This window comes from Chitinimonas sp., assembly GCF_036568685.1.
Taxonomy (GTDB): domain Bacteria; phylum Pseudomonadota; class Gammaproteobacteria; order Burkholderiales; family Chitinimonadaceae; genus Chitinimonas.
Window position 1 is genome coordinate 1 of the sequence record NZ_DATCSC010000004.1, and the last position, 12,246, is coordinate 12,246.

General features: G+C 62.2%; 10 protein-coding genes. 5 read left to right on the plus strand and 5 right to left on the minus strand.

Features of this window, described 5'->3' with window-relative positions; translation table 11 throughout:
* The 3 genes from dcd to VIM95_RS00430 form a co-directional block, all read right to left on the minus strand.
* The coding region (gene dcd / locus VIM95_RS00420) for a dCTP deaminase (RefSeq protein ID WP_331981411.1) at positions 1-485 on the minus strand (485 nt) is incomplete at its 3' end.
* 34 nt (positions 486-519) lie between these two features.
* On the minus strand, positions 520-1,608 hold the full coding sequence (apbC, locus tag VIM95_RS00425) for an iron-sulfur cluster carrier protein ApbC (protein ID WP_331981414.1): 1,089 nt from the start codon (positions 1,606-1,608) through the stop codon (positions 520-522).
* Between the two features lie 41 nt (positions 1,609-1,649).
* The gene (locus VIM95_RS00430; protein ID WP_331981417.1) at positions 1,650-2,492 is read right to left on the minus strand and encodes a 2OG-Fe(II) oxygenase family protein; all 843 of its coding nucleotides are present in this window, start codon (positions 2,490-2,492) and stop codon (positions 1,650-1,652) included.
* A gap of 95 nt (positions 2,493-2,587) precedes the next feature.
* Here VIM95_RS00430 and metG point away from each other — a divergent pair, with 95 nt between their 5' ends.
* The 5 genes from metG (at position 2,588) to dnaE (ending at position 9,697) form a co-directional block, all read left to right on the plus strand.
* Positions 2,588-4,615, plus strand: coding sequence for a methionine--tRNA ligase (gene metG / locus VIM95_RS00435; RefSeq protein ID WP_331981436.1), 2,028 nt, complete (start codon positions 2,588-2,590; stop codon positions 4,613-4,615).
* A 55-nt stretch (positions 4,616-4,670) separates the two neighbouring features.
* Positions 4,671-5,240, plus strand: a complete 570-nt coding sequence (locus tag VIM95_RS00440; protein WP_331981419.1) for a GNAT family protein — start codon at positions 4,671-4,673, stop codon at positions 5,238-5,240.
* A complete protein-coding gene (locus VIM95_RS00445) occupies positions 5,170-5,913 on the plus strand; it encodes an HAD family phosphatase (RefSeq protein WP_331981421.1) in 744 nt (247 codons plus the stop codon). Before VIM95_RS00440 ends, VIM95_RS00445 begins: the two co-directional genes overlap by 71 nt.
* Positions 5,910-6,185, plus strand: a complete 276-nt coding sequence (locus VIM95_RS00450; protein ID WP_331981424.1) for an acylphosphatase — start codon at positions 5,910-5,912, stop codon at positions 6,183-6,185. Before VIM95_RS00445 ends, VIM95_RS00450 begins: the two co-directional genes overlap by 4 nt.
* Positions 6,186-6,268: 83 nt before the next feature.
* Positions 6,269-9,697, plus strand: a complete 3,429-nt coding sequence (gene dnaE / locus VIM95_RS00455; protein ID WP_331981427.1) for a DNA polymerase III subunit alpha — start codon at positions 6,269-6,271, stop codon at positions 9,695-9,697.
* Between the two features lie 82 nt (positions 9,698-9,779).
* Here the strand turns inward: dnaE and flgL are convergent, their stop codons facing one another.
* Positions 9,780-11,456 (minus strand): flagellar hook-associated protein FlgL, encoded by a 1,677-nt coding sequence (flgL, locus tag VIM95_RS00460; RefSeq protein WP_331981430.1) that lies wholly within the window; start codon positions 11,454-11,456, stop codon positions 9,780-9,782.
* 33 nt (positions 11,457-11,489) lie between these two features.
* Positions 11,490-12,246 (minus strand): flagellar basal body rod C-terminal domain-containing protein (locus VIM95_RS00465; protein ID WP_331981433.1); only part of this gene is annotated, 757 nt, incomplete at its 5' end.

The following is a 12,246-nucleotide window of genomic DNA, read 5'->3' on the forward strand; positions in this document are numbered from 1 at the left end:
TCCAGGAACAGTACCTGGGCACAACCCTCGCCGGCGTAGATCTTGGCTGGTAGCGGGGTGGTGTTGCTGAACTCCAGCGTCACATAGCCTTCCCATTCCGGCTCGAAGGGCGTGACGTTGACGATGATGCCGCAGCGCGCATAGGTCGACTTGCCCAGGCAGATGGTCAGCACATTGCGGGGGATGCGGAAGTACTCCACGGTACGGGCCAGCGCAAAGCTGTTGGGTGGGATGATGCAGTAACCCTTGCCAGAGACATCGACAAAGCTGTTCTGGTCAAAGTTCTTCGGGTCCACCACGGTGGAGTTGAGATTGGTGAACAGCTTGAATTCGTCGGCACAACGGATGTCGTAGCCGTAGCTGGAGGTGCCATAGGAGACGATGCGCTCGCCATTGAGCTGCTTGATCTGGCCCGGCTCATAGGGTTCGATCATGCCGTGCTCTTCCGCCATACGGCGTATCCAGCGGTCCGATTTGATGCTCATTGCTTACTCCGCAGGGTGGGTGGCGTAACGCCGCTCACGTATTTTGAATAACGATTTTCGGCAGCTTAGCCGAGAAATCCTTGGCCTTCTCGCCTACCTTCACCGCAACCTTGCGGGCGATGGCCTTGTAGAGCCCGGCAACCTTGCCGTCCGGGTCGGCGGCCACGCTGGGGCGGCCTTCATCGGTCGCCAGGCGGATAGACAACTCCAGTGGCAACTGCCCCAGCAGCTCCACACCGTACTCCGCGGCCATGCGGCCACCGCCACCTTCACCAAAGATCGCCTCCACGTGGCCGCAGTTGGAGCAGATATGCATGGCCATGTTCTCCACCACACCGGTGACCGGCACACCGACCTTCTCGAACATTTTCAAGCCCTTGCGGGCATCGAGCAAGGCAATGTCCTGCGGTGTGGTAACGATCACAGCCCCGGTCACCGGCACCTTTTGCGACAAGGTGAGCTGGATATCGCCGGTACCCGGCGGCAGGTCGATCAAGAGGTAATCGAGATCGTCCCAGCGGGTATCGTTCAGGAGCTGCATCAGTGCCTGGGTCACCATGGGGCCGCGCCAGACCATGGGCTGCTCGGCGTCGATCAGAAAGCCGATGGACATGGCCTGCAGGCCATGCGCGCGCATGGGCAGGATGGACTTGCCATCGGGCGACTCCGGCTTTTGCCCTTGCAGGCCCAGCATCAAGGGCTGGGAGGGGCCATAGATGTCGGCATCCAGGAGGCCCACCCGGGCACCCTCGGCTGCCAGCGCCAGCGCCAGGTTCACAGCCGTGGTGGACTTGCCCACCCCGCCCTTGCCACTGGCCACGGCGATCACGTTCTTCACGCCTGGCAGCGGGGTCAGGCCGCGCTGTACGGTGTGCGCCTCGATACGGGTTTCGATCTTTACCGCGGCGCGGTTCACGCCCGCAACACCCAGCAGGGCCGCCTCGATCTGGGCGGCGATGGCGCTATGCCGGCTCTGGGCCGGGAACGGCAGTGCAATCGTCACACTGGCGGTACCGTCGGCAAACTGCAGATCGCGCACGGCACGCATGGCCACATAGTCGCGGCCGGTGTCGGCATCCACCACACCTGCCAGTGCGGTATTGAGTTCAGGAAGGCTTGCCATGTTCTTGCTCCTTGGGCCACCCGGCGGGGTGTCCCGTTGAATTATTTGCGTACACCTAGCTCACGCAGGCGCTCGTCCAGGTAGCTGCCGGCGGTATGCCGCTCGGAGAGCACAACCTCATTGCGCGGGTGCAGAAACAGCGGCAAGGAGATACGCGACTGACGTGCAGCTTCACCCTCAGGGTTCACCACGCGGTGCGAGGTGGACGGCAGCCAGCCTCGGGTGGCCTCCTGCAGCATATCGCCCACGTTCACCACCATGGCACCCAGCTCGCAAGGCACGGCATGCCAGTTGCCCTGCCGGTCACGCACTTCCAGGCCGGGGCCGGTCGCTGCCGGCAACAAGGTGATCAGGTTGATGTCCTCGTGCTCGGCGGCACGCAGCGCACCAGGCGGCTCGTCGCCGGCCAGTGGCGGGTAGCGCAGCACGCGCAGGAGGGTCAGCGGGCTTTCGGCAATCATGCCCGACAATGGTTCGCTCAGACCGGTGGCGACCTCAGCCGGCAAGGCCGACTCGATCCAGCCCAGCAATTCGGCCGCCAAAGTATTGGCCGTGCGGTGGTAATTAAGCGCCGTAGCCTTCAGCTGGGGCGGGATCCGGCCCCAAGGGAAGACATGGTAGAACTCCTTCAGGTCGCGCTGCTTGCTGCCCTTGGCGGTCTCCGACACGTCCGGTGGGAACCAGCCGTCCTGCTGCTCAGGGTCATAGCGCCACGGGGCCTTGTCGTCACCATCGAAGAAAGCCAGCCACTCGCTGTAGATGCTCTCGATCAGGCTAAAAGGCAGCGGGTGGTGCTCCAGCACGGCAAAGCCGGTCTCGCGCAGCGAGGCCACGAAACGGCTCGGCGCATCCTCGGCGCGGTAGTCTATGGTCTGTACAAACATGGGCGGAAAGCGAATTCAATAAGCGGCAGGGCAGGCATTTTAAGCTGTTCGGCTATAATCAGCAGCTTCCGCATCCGTTTCACAGTCAGGATTCCATCGTGTCGGCCCGCAAAATCCTCGTAACCTCCGCCCTGCCCTACGCCAATTCCGCGTTGCACCTCGGTCACCTGCTCGAACACGTGCAGACCGATATCTGGGTCAGGTTCCAGAAAATGCGTGGCCACACCTGCTACTACGTCTGCGCCTCCGACACCCACGGCACGCCCATCATGATCAGTGCCGAGAAGCAGGGTATCTCGCCCAAGGAGCTGGTGGAGCGCTCGCACGCCGAGCAGCTGCGCGACTTCGAGGGCTTCCTGATCGGTTTTGACAATTACTATACGACCGACTCGGAAGAAACCCGCGAGCTCGCTTACGACATCTACCACAAGCTCAAGGCCGACAATAAGATCTCCCGTCGGGTGATCAACCAGCTCTATGACCCGGTCAAGCAGATGTTCCTGCCGGACCGCTTCGTCAAGGGCGAGTGCCCCAAGTGCGGCACCAAGGACCAGTACGGCGACAATTGCGAGTCCTGCGGCGCCACCTACGGCCCGACCGAGCTTAAGAACCCCTACTCGGTGGTATCCGGCGCGACCCCGGAAATGCGCGATTCCGAGCACTTCTTCTTCAAGCTGGGCGATTGCGAAGCTTTCCTCAAGGGTTGGACCCGAGAGGCCGGCCGTCTGCAGCCTGAAGCCGCCAACAAGATGGACGAATGGTTCGAGGCCGGCCTGCAGGACTGGGACATCAGCCGCGATGCGCCCTACTTCGGTTTCGAGATCCCGGATGCCCCCGGCAAGTACTTCTATGTCTGGCTGGACGCCCCGGTCGGCTATATGGGCTCGTGCAAGAACCTGTTCGACCGCATAGGCGAGGACTTCCACGCCTGGTGGAAGGCCGATTCCGATGCCGAGCTGTACCATTTTATCGGCAAGGACATCCTCTACTTCCACGCCCTGTTCTGGCCGGCCATGCTGAAATACAGCGGCTATCGCACCCCGACCGCAGTCAATGTGCATGGCTTTTTGACCGTGAACGGCCAGAAGATGTCCAAGTCGCGTGGTACCGGCATCACCATCCGTGAATACCTGGATGCCGGCCTGAACCCCGAATGGCTGCGCTATTACTACGCCGCCAAGCTCAACAGCAAGATCGAGGACGCCGATCTGGCGCTCGACGACTTCGTGGCGCGCGTCAACAGCGACCTCGTGGGCAAATACATCAATATCGCCAGCCGTGCGGCCGGCTTCATCAGCAAGAAGTTTGGCGGCCGCCTGGCGGCGACCCTGCCCGACAATACCCTGATCGCCCGCCTGCAAGGCGCATCCGAGGAAATCGCCAGCCTGCTGGAAGCCCGCGAGTACAGCCAGGCCCAGCGCCAGATCATGGCCCTGGCCGACGAGGTGAACCAGTACGTGGACGTGGTCAAGCCCTGGGAGCTGGCCAAGCAGGAAGAACGCGCTGCCGAGCTGCATGGTGCTTGTACCCTGCTGATCAACGCCTTCCGCCTGCTGTCCGTCTACCTCAAGCCGGTGCTGCCCAAGCTCGCCACCGACATCGAGGCCTTCCTCAATATCGCCCCGCTGACCTGGGCCGACAGCGCCACCGTGCTGCTGGACCACGAGATCAAGCCGTATTCGCACCTGATGACCCGTATCGACTCCAAGCAAGTAGACGCCATGGTAGAAGCCAACAAGCAAAGCGCCGCCCCGGTGGCCGCAGAACCCACCGGTCCCAAGATCGAGGCCATCGCCCCGACCATCAATATCGACGACTTCGGCAAGATCGATCTGCGCATCGCCAAGATCATCGATTGCAAACACGTGGAAGGCGCCGAGAAGCTGCTGCAGCTGACGCTGGACCTGGGCGACCACACCCGCAACGTGTTCTCGGGCATCAAGTCCGCCTACAAGCCAGAAGATCTGGTCGGTCGGCTGACCGTGATGGTGGCCAACCTGGCACCGCGCAAGATGAAGTTTGGCCTCAGCGAAGGCATGGTGCTTGCTGCCAGCGGCGATACCCCGGGCATCTACCTGCTGAGCCCCGATAGCGGCGCACAGCCTGGCATGCGCGTCAGCTGACTCACCTCATCTACGCTGTGGGCAGCCAAGCTGCCCACAGCCTGCCACCCAGGCTATGCCCTTCCCTACCCTGACCACGCCCCGGCTACAGCTGCGCGAACTCAAGGCGCGCGATGCAGACGCGCTGTTTGCCATCCATAGCGACCCGGAAACCATGCGCTGGTTCGGCGCCGACCCACTGGTTGATCGCCATCAGGCATTGCAACTGATCGAGATGTTCGCCGAATGGCGCAAGGCGCCCGCCCCAGGTACCCGCTGGGGCATCGTCCGCCAATCCGACGGTGAACTGCTGGGTAGTTGCGGTCTGTTCAAATGGAACCGCAGCTGGCGCAACTGCGTGCTGGGCTACGAGCTGGGCCGCCCCTACTGGGGTGAGGGCTGGATGAGCGAGGCCCTGCGCGCCGTGCTGGACTACGGCTTCGACAATATGAACCTGCACCGCGTGCAGGCAGAGATCCACCCCGACAACCTGGCCTCCATCCGCCTGGTCGAGCGCCTGGGCTTCCGCCTGGAAGGCCGGCATCGCCAACAGGGCCATTGGGGTGGACAATTCCATGATCTGGACTGCTATGGGCTGCTGGCCCACGAGTGGTTCGGCCAGCGTCGAGAGCCCCATGCAGATTGAATTCCGCCCCGCCGCCGTGCTGTTCGATATGGACGGCCTGATGATAGATAGCGAAAGCGCCGTCATGGCCTGCTGGCGTGAAGCCGGCCGGCTGCACGGAGCCGAGCTGGGCGAGGAGCTGCTGCACGCCATGGTGGGCCTGCATGAGAAGCTCTGTTACGAGCTGCTGCGTACACAACGGCCCGAGATCGATGCCATGGCCATCGCCCTGACCACCGACCGGCTCTACCACGAGAAGGTCGAGCAGGGTCTACCACTCAAACCCGGCATCGTTCCACTGCTCGAGTGGCTAAGTACCGTTGGCGTGCCGCGTGCCGTCGCCACGTCCACGCGGCGCGAGCGGGCCGAACAGAAACTCGGTCACAGTGGTTTGATCCGCTACTTTCCGGTGGTGGTGACCGGCAGCGACGTCACCCACCCCAAGCCGGCACCCGATATCTACCTCAAGGCCGCCGGCCTCCTCGGCGTAGCGCCTGCAGACTGCCTGGTCCTCGAGGATTCCGAACCGGGCGTGCGCGCCGCACTGGCAGCTGGCATGACGCCCATTCAAGTACCCGACATGAAGCCGCCCTCCCCCGAAGTGCGCGCGCTGGGGCATCGCATCGTTGCCACGCTGGATGAGGCCAGGGCACTGATGCAACCGCTCTGGCCCGAACGGCAGACCATAACGTGATCGCCCGCCACCTGCGCATCCATGGTCGAGTCCAGGGCGTAGGCTACCGCTACGCCTTTGAGAACATGGCAGAGCAGTTTGGCCTGCGCGGCTGGGTGCGCAACCGGATGGATGGCACGGTGGAAGCCCACATCGAGGGCGACCCCGCGGCGGCCGAGGCCATGGTGGTCTGGAGCCGGCGCGGCCCACCGGCGGCCTCGGTCAGCCAGGTGGAGGTTCAGGAAGTGGCACTCGAAGGGCACAGGACTTTCGAGCGTCGGCCCACAGCCTGAGCTTGCCTATCGGGTATCGCCGACCCAGTATTTTTCTGCCCCAACGGGGTCCGGTCGGCCTCCCTGGCAGGTAAAATCGGGGGATGACGTCCCCTGCTTTCATTCACCTCCGACTGCACTCCGAATATTCCGTCACCGATGGCATTGTGCGCATCGATGACGCCGTGAAGCGCGCCAAGAAATACAACATGCCGGCGCTGGGCATCAGCGACCTGATGAACCTGTTCGGCATGGTCAAACACTACAAGACTGCCCGCGGCAGCGGCCTCAAGCCCATTGCCGGCGTCGATATCTGGCTGGAGAACGAAGAAGACCGCGACAAGCCCTTCCGTGCCCTCCTGATCGCCAAGGACCGCGACGGCTACGGCCGGCTGTGCGAGCTGATCACCGAAGCCTTCCGCCAAAACCAGTACCGCGGCCGGGCCGAACTCAAGCGCGCCTGGCTGGAAAGCGGCGACAACAGCCATCTGATCGCGCTCTCCGGCGCCCATCTGGGCGACGTGGGCCAGGCGCTGTTGGCCGGCAACGAAGAACTAGCCCGCAGCCAGGCCCAGTGGTGGGCCAATCTGTTCCCGGACAGCTACTACCTTGAGTTGCAGCGTACTGGCGACAACAAGTGCGAGATCGCCAACCAGGGCGCGCTCGATATTGCTACCGAATTTGATCTGCCGGTGGTGGCTACCCACCCCATCCAGTTCCTGGACCCGGAAGACTTCAAGGCGCACGAAGCCCGTACCTGTATTGCCGAAGGCTATGTGCTGGCCGACAAACGCCGGCCCAAGCTTTACACCGAAGAACAGTACTTCAAGTCGCCCGACGAGATGGCCGAGCTCTTCAGCGACGTGCCCGAGGCGCTGGCCAATACGGTCGAGATCGCCCGCCGCTGTAATCTGACGGTGGTGCTCGGCAAGAACTACCTGCCGCTCTTCCCGGTGCCGGAAGGCATGACGTTGGACGACTTCCTGGTGCAGGAAGCCAAGGCCGGCCTGGAAGTCCGGCTTGCCCACCTCTACCCCGACCCGGCCGAGCGCGAGGCACGCCGACCCGAATACGAGGCCCGCCTGAAGTTCGAGTGCGACACCATCATCAAGATGGGCTTCCCCGGCTACTTCCTGATCGTGGCCGACTTTATCAACTGGGGTAAGAACAATGGTTGCCCGGTGGGCCCCGGCCGGGGTTCGGGTGCCGGCTCGCTGGTCGCCTATGTGCTCAATATTACCGACCTCGACCCGCTCAAATACGCCCTGCTGTTCGAGCGCTTCCTGAACCCGGAGCGGGTATCCATGCCCGACTTCGACGTGGACTTCTGCCAGGAAAACCGCTGGCGCGTGATCGAGTACACCCGCCGCAAGTACGGCGTGGAAGCCGTGAGCCAGATCGCCACCTTCGGCACCATGTCGTCCAAAGCCGTGGTGCGCGACGTCGGTCGGGTGCTGGACCTGCCCTTCGGCCTGTGCGACCGGCTCTCCAAGCTGATCCCGCTGGAGGCCAACAAGCCGGTGTCGCTCTCGCAAGCCATGGAAATGGAGCCGCAGATCAAGGAATTGATCGACGCGGAAGACGCTGGCGAATTACTGGAACTCGCCGAGAAGCTGGAAGACCTGACGCGCGGCATCGGCATGCACGCAGGGGGCGTGCTGATCGCCCCTGGCAAGCTGACCGACTTCTGCCCGCTCTATATCGCCAGCGGTGAGGATGCCTCGCCCGTGTCGCAGTACGACAAGGACGACGTGGAGCAGGTCGGCCTCGTGAAGTTCGACTTCCTGGGTCTGCGCAACCTGACCATCATCGAACTGGCGCAGAAGTACATCAAGCTGGTGAGCGGCGAAGACGTGGACGTCTCCAAGCTGCCACTCGACGATGCACCGGCCTACAAGATTTTTGCCACCGGCAATACCACCGCCGTGTTCCAGTTTGAATCCAGCGGCATGAAAAAGATGCTGGTGGATGCCAAGCCCAAGCAGTTCGAAGAAATTATCGCCTTCGTGGCGCTCTACCGTCCGGGCCCCATGGACCTGATCCCGGACTTCACCCGCCGTATGCACGGTGAGAAGTTCGAGTACCTGCACCCCTTGCTGGAGCCGGTGCTGGCACCGACCTACGGCATCATGGTGTACCAGGAGCAGGTGATGCAGGCCGCCCAGGTTTGTGGCGGCTACTCACTGGGCGGCGCCGACTTGCTGCGCCGTGCCATGGGTAAGAAGAAGCTCGAGGAAATGGTGGCCCAGCGGGCCATGTTCGTCGAGGGTGCGGCGAAGAACAATATTGATGAAGCGAAAGCCAACGAGATCTTCGACTACATGGAGAAGTTCGCAGGCTACGGCTTCAACAAGTCGCACGCGGCGGCCTACGCCCTGGTGGCCTACCATACCGCCTGGCTGAAGGCTCACCACTGCGCGGCCTATATGGCTGCCACCATGTCGACCGAACTCGACAACACCGACCAGCTGCAGTTCTTCTATGACGACTGCCTGGCCAACAAGCTCAAGTTCCTGCCGCCGGACGTCAACCACAGCGTCTACCGCTTCCTGCCGGTATCGCGCTCTGAAATCCGTTACGCCCTGGGTGCCATCAAGGGTACCGGCGAGGCCGCGGTTGAGCACCTGATTGCAGTCCGCGAGCAAGGTGGCCCATTCAAGGACCTGTTCGACTTCTGCCACCGTACCGACAAGCGTATCGTCAACCGCCGGGTGATCGAAGCCCTGATCCGCGGCGGCGCCTTCGATTCCTTGAGCGACCACCGCGCCAGCCTGATGGCCACCGTGGGTCTGGCGCTGGAAGCAGCCGAGCAGGCCAATGCCAACGCCAATCAAGGCGGCCTGTTCGACGCCTTCGAGCCGGAGCCGGAGCACACCTTGCAACTGGTGGAGGTGCCGCGCTGGGAAGAAGTGGTCAAGTTGGCGGAAGAGAAGACGGCCATCGGCTTCTTCCTCTCCGGCCACCCCTTTACGGCCCAGGCCAAGGCAGTGCGTCCGTTCGCCAAGACCGAGCTCTCGCGCCTGTCGCCACGCAAGGAGACCCAGTGGGTCACCGGGGTAGTCATGGAGATCCGCGTCAAGATCGGCCAACGCGGCAAGATGGCCTTCGTGACGCTGGACGACGCCACGGTCAAACGCGACGTAATGGTCTATGCCGAAGCCTATGAAGAGGCCCGTAACAAGCTGCGTGAAGATGCTCTCTTGATCATGGAGGTCAAGGCCAGCGAGGACAGCTATGGCGGTGGCGGCGGCATGCGCATCGTCGCCGAGCGCATACTTGACCTGGCCGAGGCCCGCAGCCGCTTTGCCCGCTCGCTGAACCTGGGCATCAACGGCAATGGCGACATCGCCAAGCTGCGCAAGCTGGTGGAACCCTTCGCCGGTGGGGCCTGCCCGGTCCGCATCAACTACCGCAATGACCGGGCCGCCTGTGCGTTGCAGCTCGGCCAGGACTGGGGGGTAACCCTGCGTGACGAATTGCTGGCCGACCTGCGCAGCTGGCTGGGTGAGGATGAGGTCAAGGTCCAGTTCTAGCCCCATCCGCACGACTGACCAACGAAAAACGCCGTGGCAATCCACGGCGTTTTTCTATTCCAAAGCGCTCACCGTCACTGTGTTAGCTGATGTACTGGAACAGCGTCAGGTTCTGGATCGACGAGAAGGACTTGCGGGCTGCATCCAGATAGGTCTGGGTCTGGGTAAAGTCGCTGATCGCCTTGACGTAGTCCAGATCCGTCAGCTTGGAGATCGTCCCCTTGAACTGCACGTTCAGGTCCTCATTCGTCGACTGGACCGAAGCGCCTTCCTTCTGACGCGAACCGATACCCGACTGCACGCTGAGGATATGGGTCAAGGCCCCGTCCAGGTTCGACAGTGCGTTATTGAGCTTGTTCTGGAATTCCGCGCCACCCAGCTCATTGTTGGTATAGCTGGTCAAGGCATTGGAAAAATCGCCCAAGGTGCTGAACAGATCCTTATCCACGCTCGGCTCTATGGTGAAGCTGTCGCCATCCTTGGGCACGCCGTCGACCGAAACCTTGCTACCGAAATCCCAGTTCGCATAGAGCGCGCTGTTCTCACCGGTCTGCTGCGCAAAGATGATATCGCCGCCCGGTGTATAGGTCCTCGGGAAGCTGTTGGGGTTGGCGGCGGAATCGGTCCGGCCACCCGCCGGTGTGTCGGTGTTGTAGTTGTACCCGTCGATCAAGGACCGGTTGTAGTTCGCCGAAGACTTGTCGTTGTCGATGATGTCGTATTTGGTGATGCTCTTGGTCTTATCGGTCGGGTCCGGCACCGAGTGGAACTGGATGCGGAAGTGATCGTTGTTATTGGCGTTGGCCCACTTGAGCGGGTCATTGACCACACCGGGGCTGACCACGCCGGTACCCAGGTTCTTGGTCATGGTCCCGTCGAACGTGGTGCTCGCGGTAGCGGCGGTAGGCGGGTTGCCCTGTGCCTTGATCACCAAGCCGCTGCCCGGCCAGGCAAGGCCGGGTGCAGCAGCGCCGGCCAAGGCCGCTGGCGTGACCGTGAGTGGTGCTACAGCCGGCAAGCCGGAACGGGAGAAGGTGTAATTGCCGGTAGCGGCGTTCCAGTCCACCTGATAGCTGCCGGGCACAACGCCGTTGGTCGCGGGATCGAGACTGATCTGGATCGGGCCACTGTCGCCTACGGTGACGGTCCGGGGGAAGCCCGACTTACCCATGGCGCTCTCGAAGGTGCCATTGCCGGTCTTGAGGTTGACGAATACATCGGTACCGGAATTGGACACCGGGATCTGCCGCGAGGGCGAAATCTGCACTGCGCGCTGGCCCTGGTCGCCGTCGTAGCGCACATTGCCAAAGGCCAGTTCGTTGAAGGGCTTGGTGTCGCCCTTGTAGCCCGAGAAGATATACATCCCATTGCCATCGGTGGTGTTGGCCAAGCCCAGCAGCTGCTGATACTTGCCCTTGATGTCGGCATCGATGGAACGCTTTTCCGCAGCGGTCAGCGCCGGGTTGCCAGACTGCACCGCCAGTTGCTGTATATCCTGGATAGCAGAGATCGCGTTCTGCAGATTGCTTTCGGTCAGCGCCAGCGCGTCATTGGCGTACTTGTTGTTCTCGATGTACTGGCCATTAAGGCTGACTGACTGTCCAAGGTCGAGCGAGCGCGCCGACGCGACCGGATCGTCGGAAGGCGTAAGGATGGCCCGGCCGGTAGACAACTGGTTCTGCAACTTGAACAGATCGCCCTGGCGATTGGTCATGTTGTAGACGCCCTGGCTGTAGATGGAACTGGTGGCGACGCGCATGGTACTGACTCCTGCTACTGATCAATGGCCGGCTTAGCGGCCGATGTTCAGGACTTCTTCAAAGGCTTTCTGGGCAATCTGGATCGTGCGGCTCGCAGCCAAATACGCCTGCTGGTAGATAAGCAGGTTTGATGCCTCCTCATCGAGGTTTACCCCCGAGGTCTCCGACATCTTGGTCTGGGCCTGCTGCAGCAAGGATGCCTGCGCCTTCTGATTGATATTGGCCTGGTTGGCCCGCACCCCAACATCCGAGACGATCTTGCTATAGGCGCCTTGGTAGTTGGTGGTGCCATTGGCCATGGTGCTGGCGGTCTGCAGTTGGCCTATGGCCAGGATGTTCCGCGCATCGGCCTTACCGGCGGTATTGGGGCCGATCTGGAAGGTATCGCCAGCGGCCGGAACACCGGTGATCTGGAAGGTCCAGCCGTTGAGGCTGATATTGGCCCCCGAGGTATAAGGCTGGTTGCTCATCGGCACGCCGGCCGCGTTGTTCAGCACCGTCCCGGTTGCCGGATCAACGATGTTAAAGGTGGTAGGCGGGTTATTGAACCGGACCGCCGCTGGCACCTTGAGGTTGAGATCAACCGGCACCGTTGTGACCGAACCCGCCGAGATGGTTGCGGTGCCAGTGTTCTTGCGCGGATCGACCGTAAAGCGGTCACCGGCAGCCGGCGCGGCGGCGATCTGCACCGTCCAACCGTTGTAGGAGATGTTGCCACCAGCGACATAGGCCTGGTTGGCTACCAAGGTGTTGCCGGTCGCAGTGTCGCGAATGTCGTAGGTACCCGCC